This window comes from Luteimonas notoginsengisoli, from assembly GCF_042648885.1.
In the GTDB taxonomy this organism is placed as follows: domain Bacteria; phylum Pseudomonadota; class Gammaproteobacteria; order Xanthomonadales; family Xanthomonadaceae; genus Luteimonas; species Luteimonas notoginsengisoli.
In genome coordinates this window covers 981,304-1,001,807 of the sequence record NZ_JBHRYF010000001.1, presented here as the reverse complement: position 1 = coordinate 1,001,807, position 20,504 = coordinate 981,304, and the positions used below count along the sequence as shown (strand labels likewise).

General features: G+C 69.2%; 21 protein-coding genes and 2 pseudogenes. 8 read left to right on the top strand and 15 right to left on the bottom strand.

The window, feature by feature from the left end:
* Positions 1 to 18 precede the first annotated feature (18 nt).
* From ACFOM9_RS04670 to ACFOM9_RS04660, 3 genes and pseudogenes are all read right to left on the bottom strand, one after another.
* Positions 19 to 246: pseudogene (locus ACFOM9_RS04670) on the bottom strand (ABC transporter ATP-binding protein); the annotation flags it as partial.
* A 105-nt stretch (positions 247 to 351) separates the two neighbouring features.
* Positions 352 to 1,929: pseudogene (locus ACFOM9_RS04665) on the bottom strand (ATP-binding cassette domain-containing protein); the annotation flags it as partial.
* A 574-nt stretch (positions 1,930 to 2,503) separates the two neighbouring features.
* The gene (locus tag ACFOM9_RS04660) at positions 2,504 to 4,114 is read right to left on the bottom strand and encodes a protein adenylyltransferase SelO (RefSeq protein ID WP_386706640.1); all 1,611 of its coding nucleotides are present in this window, start codon (positions 4,112 to 4,114) and stop codon (positions 2,504 to 2,506) included.
* 329 nt (positions 4,115 to 4,443) lie between these two features.
* Here ACFOM9_RS04660 and ACFOM9_RS04655 point away from each other — a divergent pair, with 329 nt between their 5' ends.
* A complete protein-coding gene (locus ACFOM9_RS04655; RefSeq protein WP_386706637.1) occupies positions 4,444 to 6,561 on the top strand; it encodes a DEAD/DEAH box helicase in 2,118 nt (705 codons plus the stop codon).
* 91 nt (positions 6,562 to 6,652) lie between these two features.
* On the opposite strand, the gene ACFOM9_RS04650 is transcribed toward ACFOM9_RS04655, so the two are convergent.
* Both ACFOM9_RS04650 and ACFOM9_RS04645 read right to left on the bottom strand, forming a co-directional pair.
* Entirely contained in the window at positions 6,653 to 7,069 is a 417-nt protein-coding gene (locus ACFOM9_RS04650; protein ID WP_386706634.1) for a hypothetical protein, read from the bottom strand.
* Positions 7,066 to 7,818, bottom strand: coding sequence for a sulfurtransferase (locus ACFOM9_RS04645; protein WP_386706631.1), 753 nt, complete (start codon positions 7,816 to 7,818; stop codon positions 7,066 to 7,068). The genes ACFOM9_RS04650 and ACFOM9_RS04645 overlap by 4 nt, the downstream gene beginning before the upstream one ends.
* Before the next feature lie 137 nt (positions 7,819 to 7,955).
* Here ACFOM9_RS04645 and ACFOM9_RS04640 point away from each other — a divergent pair, with 137 nt between their 5' ends.
* Genes ACFOM9_RS04640 through ACFOM9_RS04630 form a run of 3 tightly spaced genes read left to right on the top strand, consistent with a single transcriptional unit; the run spans position 7,956 to position 10,956 of the window.
* Entirely contained in the window at positions 7,956 to 8,513 is a 558-nt protein-coding gene (locus ACFOM9_RS04640; RefSeq protein WP_386706628.1) for a YaeQ family protein, read from the top strand.
* Positions 8,514 to 8,518: 5 nt separating this feature from the next.
* Positions 8,519 to 9,703: a BaiN/RdsA family NAD(P)/FAD-dependent oxidoreductase gene (locus ACFOM9_RS04635; protein ID WP_386706626.1), complete on the top strand. Its 1,185-nt coding sequence runs from the start codon at positions 8,519 to 8,521 to the stop codon at positions 9,701 to 9,703.
* The gene (locus ACFOM9_RS04630) at positions 9,700 to 10,956 is read left to right on the top strand and encodes a TIGR03862 family flavoprotein (protein ID WP_386706623.1); all 1,257 of its coding nucleotides are present in this window, start codon (positions 9,700 to 9,702) and stop codon (positions 10,954 to 10,956) included. The genes ACFOM9_RS04635 and ACFOM9_RS04630 overlap by 4 nt, the downstream gene beginning before the upstream one ends.
* Positions 10,957 to 11,004: 48 nt before the next feature.
* Here the strand turns inward: ACFOM9_RS04630 and ACFOM9_RS04625 are convergent, their stop codons facing one another.
* The 8 genes from ACFOM9_RS04625 to ACFOM9_RS04590 form a co-directional block, all read right to left on the bottom strand.
* Positions 11,005 to 11,886: a pseudouridine synthase gene (locus ACFOM9_RS04625; protein ID WP_386706620.1), complete on the bottom strand. Its 882-nt coding sequence runs from the start codon at positions 11,884 to 11,886 to the stop codon at positions 11,005 to 11,007.
* Positions 11,887 to 11,920: 34 nt separating this feature from the next.
* Positions 11,921 to 12,550 (bottom strand): hypothetical protein, encoded by a 630-nt coding sequence (locus ACFOM9_RS04620; RefSeq protein ID WP_386706617.1) that lies wholly within the window; start codon positions 12,548 to 12,550, stop codon positions 11,921 to 11,923.
* Positions 12,551 to 12,786: 236 nt separating this feature from the next.
* Positions 12,787 to 13,152, bottom strand: coding sequence for a DUF6164 family protein (locus tag ACFOM9_RS04615; protein ID WP_386706614.1), 366 nt, complete (start codon positions 13,150 to 13,152; stop codon positions 12,787 to 12,789).
* A gap of 70 nt (positions 13,153 to 13,222) precedes the next feature.
* Positions 13,223 to 15,067, bottom strand: coding sequence for a GGDEF domain-containing protein (locus ACFOM9_RS04610; protein WP_386706611.1), 1,845 nt, complete (start codon positions 15,065 to 15,067; stop codon positions 13,223 to 13,225).
* Between the two features lie 18 nt (positions 15,068 to 15,085).
* Complete coding sequence (locus ACFOM9_RS04605; protein WP_386706608.1) at positions 15,086 to 15,379, bottom strand: hypothetical protein; 294 nt, start codon at positions 15,377 to 15,379, stop codon at positions 15,086 to 15,088.
* Positions 15,380 to 15,587: 208 nt separating this feature from the next.
* The gene (locus ACFOM9_RS04600) at positions 15,588 to 16,496 is read right to left on the bottom strand and encodes an SAM-dependent methyltransferase (RefSeq protein WP_386707343.1); all 909 of its coding nucleotides are present in this window, start codon (positions 16,494 to 16,496) and stop codon (positions 15,588 to 15,590) included.
* 56 nt (positions 16,497 to 16,552) lie between these two features.
* The gene (locus ACFOM9_RS04595; protein WP_386706605.1) at positions 16,553 to 17,119 is read right to left on the bottom strand and encodes a GNAT family N-acetyltransferase; all 567 of its coding nucleotides are present in this window, start codon (positions 17,117 to 17,119) and stop codon (positions 16,553 to 16,555) included.
* A gap of 2 nt (positions 17,120 to 17,121) precedes the next feature.
* On the bottom strand, positions 17,122 to 17,748 hold the full coding sequence (locus ACFOM9_RS04590) for an HD domain-containing protein (RefSeq protein WP_386706602.1): 627 nt from the start codon (positions 17,746 to 17,748) through the stop codon (positions 17,122 to 17,124).
* Positions 17,749 to 18,092: 344 nt separating this feature from the next.
* On the opposite strand from ACFOM9_RS04590, the gene ACFOM9_RS04585 reads away from it, so the two are divergent.
* The 3 genes from ACFOM9_RS04585 (at position 18,093) to ACFOM9_RS04575 (ending at position 19,442) form a co-directional block, all read left to right on the top strand.
* The gene (locus ACFOM9_RS04585; protein ID WP_386706599.1) at positions 18,093 to 18,773 is read left to right on the top strand and encodes a class I SAM-dependent methyltransferase; all 681 of its coding nucleotides are present in this window, start codon (positions 18,093 to 18,095) and stop codon (positions 18,771 to 18,773) included.
* A 53-nt stretch (positions 18,774 to 18,826) separates the two neighbouring features.
* Complete coding sequence (locus ACFOM9_RS04580; protein WP_386707340.1) at positions 18,827 to 19,123, top strand: YkgJ family cysteine cluster protein; 297 nt, start codon at positions 18,827 to 18,829, stop codon at positions 19,121 to 19,123.
* Between the two features lie 121 nt (positions 19,124 to 19,244).
* On the top strand, positions 19,245 to 19,442 hold the full coding sequence (locus ACFOM9_RS04575; protein WP_386706596.1) for a hypothetical protein: 198 nt from the start codon (positions 19,245 to 19,247) through the stop codon (positions 19,440 to 19,442).
* Between the two features lie 133 nt (positions 19,443 to 19,575).
* On the opposite strand, the gene ACFOM9_RS04570 is transcribed toward ACFOM9_RS04575, so the two are convergent.
* The gene (locus ACFOM9_RS04570) at positions 19,576 to 19,764 is read right to left on the bottom strand and encodes an oxidoreductase-like domain-containing protein (protein WP_386706593.1); all 189 of its coding nucleotides are present in this window, start codon (positions 19,762 to 19,764) and stop codon (positions 19,576 to 19,578) included.
* A 32-nt stretch (positions 19,765 to 19,796) separates the two neighbouring features.
* Positions 19,797 to 20,066 (bottom strand): DksA/TraR family C4-type zinc finger protein, encoded by a 270-nt coding sequence (locus ACFOM9_RS04565; protein WP_386706590.1) that lies wholly within the window; start codon positions 20,064 to 20,066, stop codon positions 19,797 to 19,799.
* A gap of 135 nt (positions 20,067 to 20,201) precedes the next feature.
* Here ACFOM9_RS04565 and ACFOM9_RS04560 point away from each other — a divergent pair, with 135 nt between their 5' ends.
* On the top strand, positions 20,202 to 20,504 hold the full coding sequence (locus ACFOM9_RS04560; protein WP_386706587.1) for a DUF2388 domain-containing protein: 303 nt from the start codon (positions 20,202 to 20,204) through the stop codon (positions 20,502 to 20,504).

Below are 20,504 nucleotides of genomic sequence, written 5' to 3'. Positions count from 1 at the left end.
GCGTGCTGGCGGTTCGAGCTAGCCTTCCAGCGCCTCCCAGCGCGCGTAGGCTGCGTCGAGTTCGGCCTGCGCCTCGGCCACCGCCGCGTTGTGGGCGTTGATCGCCGCGCTGTCGCGCTGGTAGAAGGCCGGCTCGTTCATCGCCGCGGTCAGCGCGGCGATTCGCGTTTCCAGCGCCTCGATGAGCGCCGGGAACTGCTCCAGCTCGCGCGCTTCCTTGTAGCCGAGCTTGCGCTTGTCGCTGGCGGGCACCGCGATGGCGTCCGGCGCGGGTGGCTTTGCCGCAGTGGCGCCCGACGGATCCCCCGGCGACTGTCCGGCGCCCTGGTCCTGGCGCGTCCGCCACTGGCCCTGGCGGACCCAGTCGCTGTATCCGCCGACATATTCACCGATGCGTCCCTCCCCGCCATCCTGCATCACCAGGGTCGAGGTCACGACGTTGTCGATGAAGTCGCGGTCGTGGCTGACCAGCAGCAGCGTGCCGGGGTACTCGGCCAGCAGCTCTTCCAGCAGCTCCAGCGTCTCGACGTCGAGATCGTTGGTCGGTTCGTCCATCACCAGCAGGTTGGACGGCTGCGCGAACAGTTTCGCCAGCAGCAGGCGGTTGCGCTCGCCGCCCGACAGCCGGGTGATCGGCGCCCGCGCGCGCTCGGGCGTGAACAGGAAATCCTGCAGGTAGCCGATCACGTGCTTGCGCTTGCCGCCGACCTCGACGAATTCCAGGCCCTCGGCCACGTTCTCCAGCGCGTTCCAGTCCTCGCGCAGGGTGGCGCGGTACTGGTCGAAATAGGCGATCTGCAGCTGCGTGCCGACGCGGATCTCGCCCGCCTGCGGCTGCAGCTCGCCCAGCAGCAGCTTGAGCAGGGTGGTCTTGCCGCTGCCGTTGGCGCCGATCAGGCCGATGCGGTCGCCGCGCATGATGGTGGTGGAAAAATCGCGCACCAGCGCGCGATCGCCGAACGAAAACGACACCGCCTTGGCCTCGATGACCTTCTTGCCCGAGGCGCCGGCCTGCGCGGTGTCCATGCGCACGTTGCCGGTCTGCTCGCGGCGCTGCGCGCGCTCGACCCGCATCGCCTCGAGCCTGCGCACGCGGCCTTCGTCGCGGGTGCGACGGGCCTTGATGCCCTGGCGGATCCAGACTTCCTCCTGCGCGAGCATCTTGTCGAAGCGCGCGTTTTCCTGCGCCTCGGCGTTGAGCCGCTCCTCCTTGCGGCGCAGGTAGTTGTCCCAGTCGCCCGGCCAGCTGGTGACCTGGCCGCGATCGATCTCGACGATCCGGGTCGCCAGGGCACGCAGGAAGCGGCGATCGTGGGTGATGAACACCAGCGCGCCGGCCCAGCCCTTTAGGAAGCCTTCCAGCCAGTCGATCGCGGCGATGTCGAGGTGGTTGGTCGGTTCGTCGAGCAGCAGCACGTCGGGCGCCGACACCAGCGCGCGCGCCAGCAGCACGCGCCGCTTCATGCCGCCGGACAGGCGCGCGAAGGCCGCATCGCCGTCGAGTTCGAGCCGGGTCAGGGTTTCCACCACGCGCTGGTCGAGCCGCCAGCCGTCGGCCGCCTCGATCCGGCCCTGGACCGCCGCCAGTGCGGCCATGTCGATGTCCTCGGCGTGGGCAAGGCGGTGGAATTCGGCCAGGTCGGCGCCAAGCCCGCCCAGTCCCGCTGCCACGACGTCGAACACGCTGCCTTCCGCGCCGGCGGGCACCTCCTGTTCCAGGCGCGCCACGCGCACCCCGCCCTCGCGGCGGACTTCGCCATCGTCGGGTTTGATTTCACCGTCGAGCAGGCGCAGCAGGGTGGACTTGCCGGCGCCGTTGCGACCGATCAGGGCAATTCGCTCGCCGGCTTCGATGGCCAGGTCGACGTGTTCAAGCAACAGGGGGCCGCCGACGCTGTAATCGACGGCATTCAGGGAGATCAGGGGCATGCGCATAGTGTAATGGCCAGCGCCGCCAAGCCCTATGCTAGCGGCGCGCGGCGGCGTACATTTGCCCGGCGTCGACCACCCACCAGCGGAGATCGCCATGGCCAAGAGCCTGGACAAGAAGAAGGAAGACAAGAAGAAGCCGGAGAAGACGCTGAAGGAAAAGCGCGCGGCGAAGAAGGAAAAGAAAGCCGGCCATTGAGCCGGCTTTCTTTCGGATTGGGGATTGATGTTGGGGAAGTGCTCGGTAAAAGCGTCGACGGCAGCTGCCTGAGGCAGGCCTTCTCCCGCCTCCGGGAGAAGGTGCCGAAGGCGGATGAGGGCGCGAACGAAGTGAGCTGCCTTTGCTGTCTTTCCCGGAAGAGCGTCAGCCAGCCGTTGCGAAGCCCGGCCAACAGTTGCACGCGCCGAAACGCCTTCAACGCTCCGCCCCGCGCTGCTTGGCTGGGCTGGCGCGGCATCGCCCGTTCCCAGGGAGACCTTCTCCCGCAAGCAGGAGAAGAGCTGATCGCCTGGGCTGGAGCGCTGGGCAACCCATCACGGCCCATGATCGGCCAACGCCTCGCAGGTATTCCGGCTACGAACTGCACGACAGCATTGAACAGCCGGCACGGTCGCGCGCCCAGTCCGGGCGCTTCCGTGCGAAAGCCTCGCGGCCGGGCTGGTCGTCGTAGGGCCGCTGCATGACCTCGAGCAGTTCGACAACGCCGCCGGCATCGCCCTGCTCCGCCCGGTCGATCGCCTGCTGCGCCAGGTAGTTGCGCAGCACGTATCGCGGGTTTGCGGCGTGCATGCGCTCGCGCCTTGCCTGTGGCGAAAGCGGGTCGTCGCGCAGCCGCGCGGCATAGCGCAGCAGCCAGTCCGTGAGCGCAGCTTCGGAGGCCTCCCGCTTCGCCGCGTCGTAGAAGGCGCTGTCCATGGGGGCGAGCGACGGCGCATCCGCATCGACGTCGGCCAGCGCACGGAACCACAGCGTCATGTCGATCTCCACGTCCTGCATCAGCGCCTGCAGCGCGCGCATCAGATCGACATCCGCGTCGCGGCATTCGGCCAGGCCCAGCTTGCGCGCGGTGTTGTCGCGCTCGTGGTGCGCGTAGGCGGCCGCGTACAGGTCCAGCCCATCCTGCAGGCGCTCCGAACCTGCAAACAGCGGCGACAGTGCCTGCGCCAGCCGCGCCAGGTTCCAGTGGGCCACCTGCGGCTGCCAGCCGAAGCGGTAGCGCCGGCCCTGGGCATCGGTGGTGTTGGGGGTCCATTCGGGGTCGTAGGCGTCGATCCAGCCGTAGGGGCCGTAATCGATGGTCAGGCCCAGGATCGACATGTTGTCGGTGTTGAGCACGCCGTGGACGAACCCCACGCGCATCCAGTGCGCCACCGTCGCCGCGGTCCGCTCGCAGACCCGCGCGAACCAGTCGCCGAACAGCGTTTCGGTGAATGCCCCGACTGCACGCATCTCGGCGAGCGGGGCGCCGGACGGTCCGGGCAGCAGCTCGGGGAAATCACGCCACACGCAGAACTCCGCCAGCTGCCGCAACAGCCCCGCGTCGCCGCGCGAAGCCGGCAGCTCGAAGCTGCCAAAGCGCAGGAACGACGGCGCGACCCGGCACACCACGGCGCCCTGCTCCGCGCGCGGATGGCCGTCGTAGAACATGTCCCGCACCACCTGGTCGCCAGTCACCACCAGCGACAGCGCGCGCGTGGTCGGTACGCCGAGGTGGTGCATCGCCTCGCTGCAGAGGAATTCTCGGATCGAAGAGCGCAGCACCGCGCGACCGTCCGCGCGGCGCGAATACGGCGTCGGGCCGGCGCCCTTGAGCTGCAGCTCGTGGCGCGCGCCGTCGGCATCGAGCACTTCGCCCAGCGTGATCGCGCGGCCGTCGCCCAGCTGCCCGGCCCAGTGCCCGAACTGGTGGCCGCCATAGTTGGACGCGTACGGCGCCATGCCCGGCAACAGCGCATTGCCGCCGAACACCGACGCGAAGTCCGAAGAAGCCAGGTCCGCGACCCCGAAACCCAGCCGCTGCGCCATGTTGCGCGAATACGCCAGCAGCCGGGGCGCGGCGACCGGTTCCGGATCCACCCGCGACCACAGCGCGCCGTGGACCTGGCGCACGCCCGGTCCCGCGTCGGAGTCACCCGGAAGTTCTCGCAGGAAGGCGTTGTCGAAGCGCAGCGCAGGCAGGGTCATGCCATCAGCTTATTCGGTCGCGTGCCGGGACCCGTCAACGCCCCACCCTGCCCCCGCGGCGCTCCTGCGATCGAGGCCGGTCGCAAAAGCGTGTGGCGACGGTCGATACGCCAACGGGGCGCGGCTGCGGCGCTCGTTGGCGGGCCCCGCAGCAGGCGGTCGGCCGTTGACGAGCCCTTGTCCAGTTAAACTGCACACTTGCGCCTGCGCCGGCAGGCGCGTCGATCCCGAACGCCCCGCGTCCTCCTTCGACCGCCTTCCCGCTCGCCTGCTCCCTCTGGAGCCGGGCCCGCCGGCGCGTCCCCACAGCATCGAACCCCGAGACTCCCATGACCAGCGCCGACGCCACGCCCGCCCCGGGCCCCAAATTCACCGACCTGGGCCTGCCCGACACGCTGCTGCAGGCGCTCTCGGCGGTTGGCTATGAGTCGCCCTCGCCGATCCAGGCCGCCACCATCCCGCCGCTGCTGGCCGGGCGCGACGTGCTCGGCCAGGCCCAGACCGGCACCGGCAAGACCGCGGCGTTCGCGCTGCCGATCCTGGCCCAGGCCGTTGCGCAGGCCGGCAAGCCGCAGGCCCTGGTCCTGGCGCCGACCCGCGAGCTGGCGATCCAGGTTGCCGAAGCGTTCCAGAAGTACGCCGCGCACATTCCGGGGTTCTCGGTCCTGCCGATCTATGGCGGCCAGGGCTACGGCCCGCAGCTGAGCGCGCTGCGCCGCGGCGTGCACGTCGTCGTCGGCACGCCGGGCCGGGTGATCGACCATCTCAGCCGCGGCTCGCTGGACCTGTCGGAGCTGCGTTGCCTGGTGCTGGACGAAGCCGACGAGATGCTGCGCATGGGCTTCATCGACGACGTCGAGACGGTGCTGAAGAAGACCCCCGAGACCCGCCAGGTGGCGCTGTTCTCGGCCACGATGCCGGTGCAGATCAAGCGCATCGCCCAGACCTACCTCAAGGACCCGGTGGAGATCGCGATCAAGTCGGCGACGTCCACCGCGCGCAACATCCGCCAGCGCTACTGGATGGTCAGCGGGGTCAACAAGCTGGACGCGCTCACGCGCATCCTCGAGGCCGAGCCCTTCGACGCGATGATCGTGTTCGCCCGCACCAAGCTCGGGACCGAGGAACTGGCGGAAAAACTCGCCGCGCGCGGGCTGTCGGCAGCCGCGATCAACGGCGATGTCGATCAGAAGATCCGCGAGCGCACCATCCAGCGGCTCAAGGACGGCCAGCTCGACGTCCTGGTGGCCACCGACGTGGCGGCGCGCGGCCTCGACGTGGACCGGGTCAGCCACGTCCTCAACTACGACATCCCCTACGACACCGAGAGCTACGTCCATCGCATCGGCCGCACCGGCCGCGCCGGACGCAGCGGCGAGGCGATCCTGTTCGTTGCCCCGCGCGAGCGCGGCATGCTGCGCGCGATCGAGCGCGCCACCCGGCAGCCGATCGAGCAGATGGCGCTGCCCAGCGTGGAGGCGGTCAACGAACAGCGGGTCGCCAAGTTCCTCGACCGGATCGACGTCGCCCTGGAGAGCAGCGACCTGCCCCTGTTCCGCGAGCTGGTCGAGCGCTACGAACGCGAGCACAACGTGCCGGCGGTGGAGATCGCCGCTGCGCTGGCGCAGCTGGTGCAGGGCAAGACGCCGCTGCTGCTGCAGGCGCCGCCGGACAGGCCGCGGTGGGAGGCCCCCGCGCAACGCGGGCACGAGCGCGGGCACGAACGCGGGGACCGCCCCGCGGACCGCGCGCACCATCGCGACAATCGTGCGCCGCGGCATCGCGAGGATCGCGCGCCCCAGCGCCATCCCCGCGACTCTCGACAGGCCGAGGGCTGGTCGAACGCGAACCCGGCAACGTCCGCGCATCCGGCGCGGCGGCCTGCGGATGGTCGGCCCTCGGAAGGTGCTTCCGGCTTCCGCGGCAACGACGCGCAAGGGCAGCCGCCCAATGCGGGCCCCGCACGCATCCACGAAGGGGAACGCCACGTGCAGGACACCCATGCGCCCCGCCCGCCCGCGAATGCCGCCGAAGCGGCGTTCTTCGACGACGACGCACCGCGCCGCGAACCCGCGCCGCGCCCGTCGCGCGGCGGCGACGATTTCCCGATGGAGACCTTCCGCATCGAAGTGGGACATGTCCACGGCGTGCAGCCGGGCAACATCGTCGGCGCGATCGCCAACGAGGCGGACCTGGAAAGCCGCTACATCGGCCGCATCGACATCCGCGACGACTACAGCCTGGTCGACCTGCCCGAAGGCATGCCGCGCGAGCTGCTCGAACACCTCAAGCGCGTCTACGTCTCCGGCCAGTCGCTGAAGATGCGCCGCGCCGACGCCGCGGACACCGGGGCCCCGCCGCCGCACGGCAAGCGCCCGTTCGCGGGCAAGCCACGCGCCAAACCGCAGGCCGCGCGCCGCCCGGGACCGAAGCGACCGCCGCGTTGATTCCCCGCCGCCTCGAGTAGCTCACCCCGCCACCTCACCGGCGCTTGGGAATGGCGATCCCTGCAGGACGCGTCGGATTGACGAGTCGAGATCAGGGCCTGTCCGGCGTGCCGGCATCCTCCGTCGACGATTCCTGCGCAGGAGGCATTGCCGGCTCCGCCGTCGACGGCGCGGGCAATTCCGGCTCGGCCGCCGGCGGCTCCCCGGATGCGGCTCGCTCGCCCCCGCTGCGCGCGACGACCTCGTCCACCACGCCCTCGACGACCTTGCCGGTCGCCTCCTTGGCCAGCCGTGCGGGATCAGCCAGCTCTTCGATGCGGCGGCCCTCGAGATCCGGGCCGAAGACGTGGAACAGGTCCGGCACCGTGGGCCAGCCCATGTACGGGGCAGCCCACCAGTAGACGGCAACCAGCACCGCCACCGCCAGGGCCAGCTTCAGCGCCACGCTGACCAGCTTGTAGGCCAGGTACAGCGCCAGCGGCACCAGCAGCAGCGCAAGCCAGCTCATGCCGCCTCCTCGATGCCGACGTCGACCAGCGGCTGCAGCGCCGGATCGAGCGCGATACGCGCGTCGAACACGAAGCAGCGGCCATCGAAGCCCCGGCCGCCGACCTGCTCGAAATAGCCCAGGATCCCGCCGTCGAGCTGCAGCACGTTGTCCATGCCTTCGGCCTGCATCCACAGCGCGGCCTTCTCGCAGCGGATGCCGCCGGTGCAGAAGCTCACCACGGTGGCGTCGGCGAGTGTTTCGCGATGCGGCGCGAGCGCATCGGGCAACTCGGTGAAGTTGTCGATCGGCAATGCCAGCGCACCGGCGAACGTGCCATGCCCCACCTCTTCGCGGTTGCGCGTGTCGAGCAGCAACAGCCGTCGGCCGTCGTCGTCGTGGCCCTGCGCGATCCAGCGTGCGAGATCGGCGGGCTGCACCGCGGGCGCACGTCCGCGCAGCGGCGAGGCGTCGTCGCGGCGAAAGCTGATGATTTCCTGCTTCACCTTCACCTTCAGCCGCGCGAACGGCTGCGCGACGCTGCGGCTGTATTTCACCTGCAGTTCGGCGAAGCGCGGGTCGGCGCGCACCTGCGCCAGGAACCCCTCGATGCCGGCCGGCGGCCCGGCGAGGAACAGGTTGATGCCCTCGCCCGCCACCAGCACGGTGCCGAGCAGGGCGCCGGCTTCGGCCCACGCCCGCAGGCGGGCGGCGAGCGCTTCCGGCTCTTCGATGGCGACAAAGTGATAGGCGGCGATGTTGGTGAGCATGGCCGCATTCTACGGAATGCGCGGCCGTGGTCCCGAACCTCCACGCACGCCCGCAGCGAGCGGAGCGCGTCTCCCCGCCAACGCCCGCGGCGGCGGACGCCTACACTAGGCGCCGGCAATCGCCTCGCACGGGTCGCATGGCACTCAAATCCACCATCTACAAGGCCGAACTGCAGATCAGCGACATGGACCGGCACTACTACGCCACCCATGCGCTGACCCTGGCCCAGCATCCTTCCGAAACCGAGGAGCGCCTGATGGTGCGGCTGCTGGCGTTCGCGCTGTACGCCGACGATGCGCTCGAATTCGGCCGCGGCCTGTCCAGCGACGACGAACCGGACCTGTGGCGCAGGTCGCTCAGCGGCGAGATCGACCTGTGGATCGACCTCGGCCAGCCCGACGAGGCGCGCATCCGCAAGGCCTGCGGCCGCGCACGCGAGGTGGTGGTGGTCAACTACGGCGGACGCGGCTCGGACATCTGGTGGGACAAGCACCGCGGCGCGCTGGCCCGCATCGGCAACCTCACCGTGCTCGACATCGGCAGCGCCACGGTCGCGGCGCTGGGCGCGCTCGCCAACCGCACGATGCGCCTGCAGTGCATGGTGCAGGACGGCCAGTTCGAGCTTTACGGCGAAGGCGTCGCGCTGACCGTGGAATCCAGCGTGCGCATGGCGCCCGCCGCGCGCGCGCACTGAACGCGATGGCGGAAGCCTTCGACGTCGTCGTGATCGGCGCAGGCGCGGCCGGGCTGATGTGCGCCTCCACCGCCGGGCGCCGCGGGCGGCGGGTGCTGGTGGTCGAGCACGCCAACAAGGTCGGCAAGAAGATCCTGATGTCCGGCGGCGGACGCTGCAACTTCACCAATACGGGCGCCACGCCGGCGAATTTCCTGTCCGCCAATCCGCATTACTGCAAGTCGGCGCTGGCGCGCTACACGCCCGCGGATTTCATCGCCATGGTCGAGCGCCACGGCATCGCCTACCACGAGAAGGAGCTTGGCCAGCTGTTGTGCGACGGGTCCTCGAAGCAGATCGTGCGCATGTTGCTCGACGAATGCGAGGCGGCCGGGGTGCGCATCGAAGCGGGCTGCAGCATCGAGGACGTGCGCGCCCAGGACGGAGGCGGATTCGCCCTGCGCACCGCGCGCGGACCGTTCACCGCGGCGTCGCTGGTGGTGGCCAGCGGCGGGCTTTCGATTCCGAGCATGGGCGCCAGCGGTTCTGGCTACCAGTTGGCGCGGCAGTTCGGTCACACGGTACTGCCCACGCGCGCCGGGCTGGTGCCACTCACGCTCAGCGGCGTTCATTCCGAGCGCCTGCAGGACCTCAGCGGCGTATCGCTGCCGATCGAGGCGACGAGCAACGGCCAGTCGTTCCGCAACTTCATGCTGATCACCCACCGTGGCCTGAGCGGGCCGTCGATCCTGCAGGTGTCCTCGTACTGGCAGCCCGGCGACGCATTGCGCCTGGACCTGCTGCCATCGCTGGACGCCGAGGCCTTCCTGCGCGAGCAGCGCGCGTCGCGACCGGCCGCGGAGCTCAAGACCGTACTGTCCGAGCAGCTCCCGAAGCGATTTGCCCAGCGCCTGTGCGAGGCGTGGTTTTCCAATCGCCCGATGCGCCAGTACAACGATCCCGAGCTGCGCGACGTCGCCGCCCAGCTGCACCACTGGCCGATCACGGCCAGCGGCACCGAGGGGTATCGCACCGCCGAGGTTACCCTGGGCGGCGTCGACACGCGCGAGCTGTCGTCCAGCTCGATGGCGTCCAGGCTGGTGCCCGGGCTGTACTTCATCGGCGAAGTGGTCGACGTCACCGGCTGGCTCGGCGGCTACAACTTCCAGTGGGCGTGGGCGTCGGGCCATGCGGCGGGGGAAGTCGCGTGAGCACGCTTGCCGTGGTCGGCGGCGGCCCGGCCGGACTGATGGCCGCCGAGGTCGCGCGGGCCTCCGGGGTGGAAGTCGACCTGTTCGACGCCAAGGGCTCGGTCGGCCGCAAGGTGCTGATTGCCGGCAAGGGCGGGCTCAACCTCACCCATTCCGAGCCGATGCCGATGTTTGCGCATCGCTACCGCGAGCGCGAACGCGAGGTCGCGGCCTGGCTGCGCGACTTCGATGCCGACGCCGTGCGTGCATGGGCACGTGGACTTGGGGTGGAGACCTTCGTCGGAAGTTCGGGGCGGGTGTTCCCGTCCGACCTGAAGGCCGCGCCGCTGCTCCGCGGCTGGGTGCGCCACCTGCGCGACCAGGGCGTACGCTTCCACGTCCAGCATCGCTGGCTGGGCTGGGATGACCGCGGCGCGCTGCGCTTCGCCACACCCGAAGGCGAGCGCACCATGCACGCGGGGGCCAGCGTGCTCGCGCTCGGCGGCGGCAGCTGGCCACAGCTCGGCTCGGATGGCGCGTGGCAGGAGGTGCTGCGCGATCGCGGCGTGGATGTGGCGCCGCTGCGCCCGGCCAACTGCGGCTTCGACAGCGGCTGGAGCGAGCATTTCGCCCAGCGCCATGCCGGCGCGCCGCTGAAGCCGGTGATCGCCCATTGGCACGATGCGGCCGGCCAGGAGCACACGCGGCAGGGCGAGTGCGTGGTGACGCAGACCGGCATTGAAGGCAGCCTGGTCTATGCGCTGTCGGCCGACCTGCGCGACGCCATCGCGCGCGACGGCCACGCCCTGCTCCATCTCGACCTGGCGCCCGGCCGCGGCCAGGCGCGGCTGCGCGATGCCCTGTCCAGGCCAAGGCTCGGCCGCAGCCTCGCTGAACACATCCGGCGCCAGGCCGGATTGTCCGGCGTGAAATCGGGCCTCCTGCGCGAAGTGCTCGACCGCGATGCGATGGAAGAGCCCGCGACGCTGGCGGCCACGATCAAGCGATTGCCGCTGGTCCTGGCTGCGCCCCGCCCGATCGCCGAGGCGATCAGCAGCGCCGGCGGGGTGCGGCTCGAAGCGCTCGATGACGCGCTGATGCTGGCGCCGCGCGCCCATGCGGTGCCGGAGGGCACGTTCTGCGCCGGTGAAATGCTCGACTGGGAAGCGCCGACCGGCGGCTATTTGCTCACCGCCTGCTTCGCCAGCGGCAAGCGCGCGGGAGCAGGCGCGGTGGCGTGGCTTGCGCGGGGCACGCGAATCGCCACGACGTGACAGCGCCTCGCGGCGATGTGCACGGCGATGCATCGCCTGCGCCGTGCCTCAGAGCTCAAGCCCGCTGGTGAATTCGCGCCGCAGTCCGGTCAACGGGTCGACGAACGACAGCTGGCGCGCCAGCAGTTTCAGCGGACGCGAATAGTCGAGCGGATCGACGTTCATCCCCAGGTCCGGATAGACCGTGTCATTGGCGATCGGCGCCCCCAGCGCGGCCATGTGCACCCGCAACTGGTGCTTCCTGCCGGTCACGGGCTGCAGCCGGTACCGCCAGTGGTCGCCGCCGCGCGCGATGACGTCGACGCGCGTCTCGCTGTTCGCCTCACCGTCGGCTTCGCGCATGCGGAAGAAGGGCTCGCCAGGCACGAGCCGCGATCGGCGGATGACAGGGAACGCGAGCGCCGGCAGCCCCGGTGCCAGCGCTTCGTACACCTTGCCGATCGCGCGATCGCGGAACAGCGCCTGGTAGCGCGCCCGCGTTTCGCGACGCGCCGAGAACAGCACCAGCCCCGCGGTAGCGCGGTCGATGCGGTGCAGCGGCACCAGGTCGGCATTGCCCGACGCGATCCGCAGGCGCGCCAGCAGCGTTTCGGCCACATGGCGCCCGGCCGGCACCACCGGCAGGAAGTGCGGCTTGTCGACCACCCAGAGATCGTCGTCGGCGTGCAGCACCGCTTCGCGGAACGGGATCGGCGCTTCGTCCACCACTTCACGGAAGTAGCGAACTTCCAGGCCGACGCGATATGGCTGCATCGGCTGCAGCGGGTTGCCTTCGCGGTCCTGCACGTGACCGCGCTCGAAGCGCGTATGCCACTGCTCGCGCGATACCGCCGGAAAGCGCGCGCACAGGCCATCGATCAACGTCGCCCAGGGGCCGGCGGGAAGCTGCAGGCGGCTGGCCGCCAGGCCGTCCACGCGATTCGCAGTCACGGTGCGAAGCGCCGGCACGCGCCGGCGCACTTCGTCATTGCTTCGGCAAGGAGCGGTATTCCGCCATCGCGCAGGCGGAGACGTCGGTCGCCGATGCCGCCGGCAACCCCTGCCCGCTCAACGCCAGCACTTTCACCTGTTCCACATCGCCGTCCATGACCTTGGCGATCGCCAGGTGGCCGGTCTTGAGCGTGCCGCAGAAGGCGTTGCCGGATGCGTCGGTGGGCGGCGTTTCCTCGACCACGTGACGCAGCTCCACCTGCTGGCGCGGCTCGATCATCATCGCGTCGGCGAAGCGCGCGCCGGCGGTGTACTGGTCGTCGCCGTTGACCAGGGCCACGCGCTCGGTGGTGAACTTGGCGCCATTCGAGCCGACGATTTCGCCATCGGCGATGGTCAACGTGCCGGTGGCCGATTCCGCCGCGGGATTGCTGGCCGCGAACTCGCCCAGCGCGACCGCCTGCAGGGTCGGCGGAGCCGCGCGTTCGACCGGCGCGCTGGCCGGATCGTGCTGCGGGATCGCCGGCGGCGCCGGCGCGGTGTTCGCCTCCGGCTGGACGGTGGGCGTGGACGCGGGCTCGCTGCGCGAGCAGCCCGCGAGCAGGAGCGCGGCCGCCGCGAACAATGGCAGCGCAAGGCGGCTACCGGAACTGGAACAACGCATGGATCTCGATCCCCGGAACACGACGGCAAAAGACCCGTCATCTTAAGCATGGAATGTTCATCCGGCGTTAGCCGGCTCGTTTCGCCACTACCGCGGGAGCGACGGGGCCGCCACGGCGACCGATCGCAACTGTCGTCGCTGCGCAGCGCCGGCGCTGCCGGGCGATGCGGCCGTGGACTATGTCAGCGCATGGAGTAGGTGCCCACCCGGGCGAGCCCCGGCTTGCCGTGCGCCGCTCAATGGTGCAGCAGCCAGACCGGCAGGGCGACCAGCGCCAGCAGGAACACGATCGCCAGCAACGTCAGCAGCACCCGCAGCGGCTGTTCGCGGACGATGTCGGCGAAGGTCTCGGCGCTGCCATCGCGCACCGCCTGCTCGCGCTCGGCACGGACACGGGCCTGGCGCTGCTTCTGGTAATCGGCCATCAGCCGCTTGGCCTCGGCGATCTGGCCGTTGTCTTCCACCCAGATGCCGCCGTTCGAAATCCCCCAGCGGCTGGGTTGGGTCTCGTAGAAGGCGATCGCATTCGCCTCGAGGAATGCGCGCACGTCCGCTGCCTCGTCGTCGGACACGTGGCGCAGGTTCAGGAGCAATTTGGCCATGCGCCATTCTATAGCGCCGGCACCGCCCGCGAGGCGGGCGCGACGACGGCAGGATCGCAGCGCGGAGGGATCAGGAGATCAGGTTTCGAAAGGGTCGATCCGACGCCACCTCGGGCGTCGCCATTCCGTGTGCCGTCGGATCACCCGCCGCCACCACCTGCAGCTGCGTCCAGGGCTGCACGTCGCCATCGAAGGTCGACACCCGGTTCCGGCCCTCGCGCTTGGAGCGGTACAGCGCCTTGTCGGCGTGCGAGAGCAGCTTGGCCAGGTCGTAACCGGACAACGAGGACGCAGTCACGCCGAAACTGGCGGTGATGAGGAAACTGTGGCCGCTGGGCTGGGTGTCGATGCTCGCGATGCGCACGCGGCAGTCGTCGGCGACGCGTTTGGCCCCGCGCAGGTCGCAGCCGGACAGCAGGATCGCGAATTCCTCGCCGCCGATCCGTCCCAGGTGGTCCACCCGCCGGCAGAACGCCAGGCAGTGTTCGGAGACGCGCTTCAGCACCCAGTCGCCGGTATCGTGCCCGAAGCGGTCGTTGATCGACTTGAAGTGGTCGAGGTCGAACATCACCAGCGCGACATCCTCGCCCTGGCGCGCCGCATGCGCCAGCGTGTGCGTGGACTGCTGGTTGAAATGGTGGCGATTGCAGATGCTGGTCAGCGCATCGGTCTCGGCCATCCGCTTGAGCGACATCTGCACGCGCTTGGTCTTGAACGCCCAGTAGCTGATCGAACCGACCAGCACGACCAGGAGCAGGATCAGCAAGCGCGAGGACTGGGCCTTCTGCTCGTTCACGCGCTGCTGCAACTGCAGCACCTCGTTCTGCTTGTTGAGCAGTTCGATTTCCTGGGCCTGCGCCTGCGTCTCGTGCTGCACCAGCTGGTAGGCCATTTCCCGGGCCTTGACCTCGTCCAGGTAGATCTTGTCGGCCTCGGCGTAGCGCTTGTAGTACATCAGCGCGTCGTAGGGCTTCTCCTGGATTTCGGCAATCGAATAGAGCACCCGGTAAGCGGTGACCAGCGGCTTGGTGCTGGGAAACCCGATGCCCTGCTTGATCGCGGCATGCGCGTGGCGCTCGGCCAGGGCCAGGTCGCCGCCAGCCAGGCGGAACTTGGCGATCAGGGAATTGAATTCCCCGATCAGGTAGGGATAGCGGGTGGCCTCGACTTCGCCCAGGTGCTCTTCCAGCAGTTCGATCGCGGCGTTTGGCTTGCCTTCGGAAAACCACTTCTTGGCCAGGTAGCTCCGCGTGAGGTTGGCCATGATCGGTTCGCCGATCGACTCGCACAGGTGGATGGCCTTGTTGTAGTCCTCGTCGGGAAGCGTCTTGTCCAGCCCCAGGGAGGCTTCCGTCTTGAGCTGCGCCGCCATGCAGAGGAAACGACTGCCCGGTTCGTCCTCCTGGACGGCTTCCGCATTCCGCATCCCCAGGCCGAACTGCCCGACCTGGTTGTAGAGGATCGCGGCCGCGATCATCGCCTGGTGGCGGATCGCCTTGTCCTTCACCTGGTCGAGCAGGGCCGTGGTGCGATCGATCTGCTTCAGGCCGGCAGTGAAGTCGCGCGACAGCGCATACGTATTGACGAGCAGAGCGCTAGCCCGCACGCGCAGGGCAATCTCCATGTCCTTGCTGCCCAGGAGCTTGTCGAGCACGCCCACGCTGTCAGAGACTTGGCCGCGTGCGAGCAATCGATACGCTTCCAGCAGCTGCAGGTACTGGCGCTGCGCGGGGGTGGCTTCTTCTTCGACAGTCTTCAGTTCGAGGACCAGCGCGCTGAATCGCGCGGCATCGGACGTCCGGATCGCATCGGCTTCCCGCAAGGCCTGGGCGAAGTCGGTCCGCTGCGCTGCATTGGCCGTCGACAGGCCAAGCAGGAGCATCACCAGTACCGCGCAGCATCTGGATGCGAACATGCGTCCTCCAGCCAGGACCTAGTCGGGCCTGTTTCTTTCCGGTGGGAACTCTTCGGGTTCCGCAGGCTCGTCGCCATGGCGCTCCGGCGCTTGCTGCGGTTCATCGCCGTTGTCCGGCGTTGCGATCGCCATGGCCATGCTGGCGCGACCTTCCAGGAGCACGGTCAACGCCTGCACGTCCCGATCGAGCAGCGCGCGCTGCTGTTTCCGGCAAGCCAGCGCGTCCAGCGCATCCTCCTGGGCGGCGAATCCCGGGCGAACGAGTGCCGGATTCGAACCCAGCTTCTCCAGAAAGCTGATTGCTTCGGTCATGGATCTTTCCCCTCGTGGTGGTGGAACGCTTGGCGAAACGGATCAATCGGGCGTGGCGATCAGGCAACGCATCGGTCCAGGCGCGCCTTCGGAATGGCGCAACGCCTCCACCTCACGCACAAGCGCCGGGGACGCCGGTGCAGCAGCGCCGGAAGCCTGGGCCCTCTCCCCCGGGATCCGCAGGAGGACCGGGGCCCGGCCCAACTGCTCAAGCGATCGAATGGTCTCCGGCATGCCGGTCGGCTGCCGCGCGGGATGGCAGGTGCGGCGGGATGGCGGCATCACCCCGCGGCGTGTCGACGTGGTCATCGGATGCAGCATCTTCTTCTCCTGTCCGGGCGCGTTCGACCCGGGCCTGGACTCCATCGTCCAGGCGGCGGATCTTCTCCATCATCGCTTCGTCCCGCCGCAGTGCGACGGCCGGCGGGACCACCATCGTGGTTTGCATGCGCAAGTCGGCCTCTGCCAGTCGCGACAGCGGCAGTTGTTCCATCCGTGGTGCAGCAATCGCCACCGTCGCGGCCTCATAGAGGGTCACGACGTGTCCGGCGGGATAGTCCTCGGCAAGGCGCTCGACCAGCAGCCGGCGGTAGGCCGGCCCGGTGTTGAAGCGCGTCACCGTGCGATCGCCCACCACGCCCACCTGCCAGAGCACCAGGTACGCGGACGGGTCGACGCGGCGACGATAGAAGAGGAACTGGCTGGCCTCGTAGTGCTGGCAGCCGACATCGCCCGGATCGATCCCCAGATCCGCGTACAGGCAGTCCTCGGCAGACACCCCGGGCTCCATGTGCGCCTCGAATCCCTCGGCGCGCGCCTGCGCGATGGCCTTGTGCGGCACGCGCGCAAACACCCCGGGATGACCGTAGAACGCGCCACAGACCTGCCGGCCGGCACGCACCTCGGCCAGCATCGCCTCGATCATCTCGCGATAGGTGTCGTGCCTGGATTTCCCTTCCGCGTAATACGGCTGCAGGCTGCGCACGTCGCCGTGCATCTGCTGCAGCCACAGTTCGACCAGCGGATCGGAGACCGCGCCGAACACGACGTCGGCCTGCTCGATGGTGGCGCGCGCGCGCGGGCCGATATGGGCGCCGAGCATCATGCCCACGCCCACGCAGGACAAGCTTCCCTTCCCTGCCGCCATACCGTCCCCCGGTAACCGGCTGGAATCTAGCAGTTGCCCGGGTGGGATGCAAAAGCCGGCGCGCACCGATCCAGCCACGCGTCCCGCTCCAGGTGCCAGCGCAGTTCCGACGACGGGCCATCGGCGACCAGGGGCAGGAAGCCGAGTTTTCGCATCAGGCCGACCGCAGGCCCGTTGTCGCGGGCGTGGCGTGTCCACAGCCGGCGCGCGGCAGGCCAGGAGAAGACCGCGTTGGCCAGCGCGGCGATGGCTTCGGCGGCATAGCCCCGGCACGCGGCAGGCGCTGCCAGCACCACGCCAACCTCAGCCGACCCCGCGTCGCCCGGATCCGGCACCCAGGCCATCAGGCCCAGGTCGCCCAGCCCCTCATGCGAACCCAAGACCCAGTAGCGCGCCTTGGGCGGATCGGCAGCGAGTTGCTCCAGCACGGCGCTGAATGCGCGTTTTGCGGCCTCGGGCGACAACGGTGCGGCGACGTGGCGCATCACATGCGGATCGGTGTAGAGGCCGCAATACAACAGCTCATCGGACGACGAAAGGGCGCGCAGGTGCAGGCGCGACGTGTGCAAGTCGACGTCGGGTTCGCCGAGCATCGTCAGCGCTTCTCGTTGACGGCGCGACGAAGGTTGGCGCGTGCCCGCGCGTCGTAGCGTTCGTGGAAGTACGCGCTGAGATAGATCCGCGGCTTGCCGAGCACGGACTTGAGGAAACGACGGCGGTTGAGCCGGAACAGCCACGACGGCACCTTGCCGCGGTACTCCGCGGCGATGGCGCGATCGTAGGCGTCGAACACGTCGGGTTCGGCGCCGAGGATCGCCATGTCGCAGTCGAGGAAATGGCGGGTGTCAGCGGCGATGGCGCCGCTCCCGAAGGCTTCGGGAACGAGCTCGCCATGTCGGGCGGTGAGCTCGATCAGCTCGGCGACGCGTGCGGCGTCGATGCCGGCCGCGGGCAGCCAGCGCGCGATCGCGGCAACGGCCATCTCCGCCGAGCGCGTTTCATTGTCGCTGCGACCCGCTTCGTAGATCGCGTCGTGGTAGAGCACGGCCAGGCGGGTTTCCTCCGGCTGCGCCCAGCCCGGACCTGAGGCGACATCGGCATGGTGGCGGAGCACTTCGCGCACGTGGCCGAAGTCGTGGTACGCCCGCGGCGGCGTGGCGTACGCGGTCGCCAGTTCGGCTAGCTGGGTCTCGGGGAGGACCAGGGGAGTCGCGTGCGGCATGGCTGCGGGGAATGGGCGCTGTCACTCCATCTTAGGCGAGCGAGGCAAAGCCCGCGCAAGCGGCGATGCCGGGCGTGATCGCAGAGAGCGGCAGCAACGCCGCCAGCGAAAGCTGCGCACGATGCGTGTTCATCGCGTGCCCAGCTGTCGCGCATTCACCTCGCGATGCGCAGCTCTCATCGCACGCTGCACGCAGCGGTCAAGCCGCCTTCAGGCCGATGGGGTAGCATGGTTGCGGTTCCAGGTTGTTTCGCGCGCTGCGCCCGACCGATTCCCGTCGCCGTCTCGCTCCTTTCTCCGCGTCCGCATCCCCTTGCGGGGATGACGCTTGTCCGGGAGCGCCCATGCCGGGCTATGACACCCATATCCGCACCCTCCGTCTCGGCGACCACGACTACCGCATCCGGTCGCTCGTGGACCTCCAGCAGTTCGCCGATCCCGACCACAACGCCCAAAGGCTCGGCATCTCGTCGGCCCAATGGAGCCTGTTTGGCCACGTCTGGCCCGCCGGCCGGCTGCTGGCCGAAGCGATGGCCACGCACGATGTCGCGGGCAAACGCGTCTTGGAACTGGGCTGCGGGCTGGGACTTGCCAGCCTGGTACTGCGGCATCGCGGCGCGGACGTCGTCGCCAGCGACTACCATCCGCTGGCCGAAGCGTTCCTGTCCTACAATGCCGCGCTGAACGATATGCCCGCAGTGCCCTACCGCACGCTGCGCTGGGATACGCCGAACGAAACCCTCGGCCGCTTCGACCTGATCATCGGCAGCGACATCCTCTACGAACGCGACCACGCCGTGCGTCTCTCGGCGCTGCTGCCGCGGCACGCGCACAGCGTGTCAGAGGTGTTGATCACCGACCCGGGACGCGGCAACAGCGCACCGTTCACGCGCGCGCTGACGACGCAGGGCTATGTGCTTGCCGAACAGCGTTGCCGGATGAACGCCGACGACTTGCCGCCGTACCGCGGACGACTGCTCAGCTACTCGCGGACCGCCGCTGCCCACGCGCGGAGCGCAACGTGACCGCGTTCCCGCTCGTCTCCGAAGATGCCTACGCGGAAAGCGTCGACCCGTCGGTGTCGTGCACCAGCTGCGATGCGGTCTGCTGCCGCCTGACGGTGGTGGTGATGCCGGAAGACAGCATCCCGCGCCACCTCACCACGCATACGTCGCATGGACTGGAAGTAATGGCGCGCGACGAAGAAGGCTGGTGCGTCGCCGTCGACCACGGCCGCATGTGCTGCTCGATCTACGAACAGCGTCCGGCCATCTGCCGCAAGTTCGCCATGGGCAGCCCCTACTGCCGCGACGAACGCGCCAATTACCGCGACCAGATGCTGCGTGGAATCCCGCTCACGCTTCGGGACGAATAACACCTCGGTAACGCAGCCGCGCGCAGGATCGAGCGGTCGAGCGCGCCCTTCGGCAGCGGAACCACGACGCGTTTCCACATGGCGCATCCAGCGCGCATCTCTACCGGAGCAGGCATTCGGCATGGCCACCCCCAAGCAAGATCCCAAGGCGCGCATCCGCCGCACCCCACGCGACGCCGCGGACGGCAACATGCAGAAGCGCCTGACCAGCGACCGGATCTCCGCCGACCTGGCGGATTTCGAGAAGGCCGGAGGCCACGTGGAAGTGCTGGGCGTGACCCGTGTGCTCAAGAAGGTGGACGAGCCCGCTGCGGGGTGAGGCGCGGCCGGCCTTGCGGGCTTTGAATAAAACCCGACCCGCACGCTGTGATACCCAGGTTCGCGACACCAATGACAGCGGCCGTGCGATTTGCCCGGCGAGATCGTCGACGCGATGACAACACCCTTCGCACCTATTTCGGATCGACCCCCGGGTTGCGTTCCCGCCAAGCGGCCAGCCGCTGCTCGTATCCGGCCATCTCCTCGGCATAGATCTCGAACACGCAGCGATCGCAGCCGCTTTCGCAGCAATCGCAGGGGAAGGGTTTCTCCGGCGCGATGGGGCGCGGGTCTGCATTGATCGGTGGCGACAGCGGCGGCATGCCTGCTCCAGGATCGATCGTGCCGCAGCGCTTCAGCGCAGCTGGCTGTCCTTGCTGCCGCGACGGTTGTAGCCGCTGGCGGCGGCGCTGTTTTCGGCGTCACGCGCCTCCTGGCAAGCCACGCACAGACGCACGCCGGGCACGGCCTTGCGCCGCGCCTCCGGAATGGCCGCATCGCATTCCTCGCAGTGGCTCAGCCCCGGCCCCTGCGACAGCTGGCTGCGCACCCGCTTGATCGCGTCCTTGACGGTGGCATCGATCTGGTCCTGCACTGCGCCGTCGCCTGCCCAACCGGTTGCCATGTCGCCTCCTGCATGCCCATTCGAGGGGAGTTCCACCATATCGAAGCGGCGATGAACGATTTCAAGCTCCCGTCGATCGTGCACGGGCTGCGCAGGGCCGGTACTATTCCCGCGCCTATTCCGGGATTCCGAACCATGAACCGACTGCTCCTGCTCTGCGCCCTGGCGGCGTTTTCCATCGCGCCGGCCGTGGCGGGCAGCTTCGCCGGCAGCTCGGCCGGGGCTTCGTCGGCGGGGTCTTCCGGCTCTTCCGGCAGTTCGTCCGGCGACGACAAGATCGTGCTCCAGGCGCGCGACGATGCGGCAGGCTTCGTTGCCAGCGACGGTCGCATCCGCGGCGTAGTGCTTGAAGCGGCGATGCAGCACCTGCGCGAAGACAGCGCCGCGGCGCGCCAGGCCAGCGACATGGAACTCGCGCAGGCCATCCTGGCCCGGTAA

Bases quoted from the DNA above. Each gene is read 5' to 3' on its own strand.
- ACFOM9_RS04560 (WP_386706587.1), top strand. From the start codon at position 20,202: ATGAACCGACTGCTCCTGCTCTGCGCCCTGGCGGCGTTTTCCATCGCG.
- ACFOM9_RS04655 (WP_386706637.1), top strand. From the start codon at position 4,444: ATGACCAGCGCCGACGCCACGCCCGCCCCGGGCCCCAAATTCACCGAC.
- ACFOM9_RS04610 (WP_386706611.1), bottom strand. From the start codon at position 15,067: ATGTTCGCATCCAGATGCTGCGCGGTACTGGTGATGCTCCTGCTTGGC.
- ACFOM9_RS04590 (WP_386706602.1), bottom strand. From the start codon at position 17,748: ATGCCGCACGCGACTCCCCTGGTCCTCCCCGAGACCCAGCTAGCCGAA.
- ACFOM9_RS04645 (WP_386706631.1), bottom strand. From the start codon at position 7,818: ATGCTCACCAACATCGCCGCCTATCACTTTGTCGCCATCGAAGAGCCG.
- ACFOM9_RS04575 (WP_386706596.1), top strand. From the start codon at position 19,245: ATGGCCACCCCCAAGCAAGATCCCAAGGCGCGCATCCGCCGCACCCCA.
- ACFOM9_RS04640 (WP_386706628.1), top strand. From the start codon at position 7,956: ATGGCACTCAAATCCACCATCTACAAGGCCGAACTGCAGATCAGCGAC.
- ACFOM9_RS04595 (WP_386706605.1), bottom strand. From the start codon at position 17,119: ATGCTCGGCGAACCCGACGTCGACTTGCACACGTCGCGCCTGCACCTG.
- ACFOM9_RS04605 (WP_386706608.1), bottom strand. From the start codon at position 15,379: ATGACCGAAGCAATCAGCTTTCTGGAGAAGCTGGGTTCGAATCCGGCA.
- ACFOM9_RS04635 (WP_386706626.1), top strand. From the start codon at position 8,519: ATGGCGGAAGCCTTCGACGTCGTCGTGATCGGCGCAGGCGCGGCCGGG.
- ACFOM9_RS04650 (WP_386706634.1), bottom strand. From the start codon at position 7,069: ATGAGCTGGCTTGCGCTGCTGCTGGTGCCGCTGGCGCTGTACCTGGCC.
- ACFOM9_RS04615 (WP_386706614.1), bottom strand. From the start codon at position 13,152: ATGGCCAAATTGCTCCTGAACCTGCGCCACGTGTCCGACGACGAGGCA.
- ACFOM9_RS04660 (WP_386706640.1), bottom strand. From the start codon at position 4,114: ATGACCCTGCCTGCGCTGCGCTTCGACAACGCCTTCCTGCGAGAACTT.
- ACFOM9_RS04620 (WP_386706617.1), bottom strand. From the start codon at position 12,550: ATGCGTTGTTCCAGTTCCGGTAGCCGCCTTGCGCTGCCATTGTTCGCG.
- ACFOM9_RS04565 (WP_386706590.1), bottom strand. From the start codon at position 20,066: ATGGCAACCGGTTGGGCAGGCGACGGCGCAGTGCAGGACCAGATCGAT.
- ACFOM9_RS04585 (WP_386706599.1), top strand. From the start codon at position 18,093: ATGCCGGGCTATGACACCCATATCCGCACCCTCCGTCTCGGCGACCAC.
- ACFOM9_RS04570 (WP_386706593.1), bottom strand. From the start codon at position 19,764: ATGCCGCCGCTGTCGCCACCGATCAATGCAGACCCGCGCCCCATCGCG.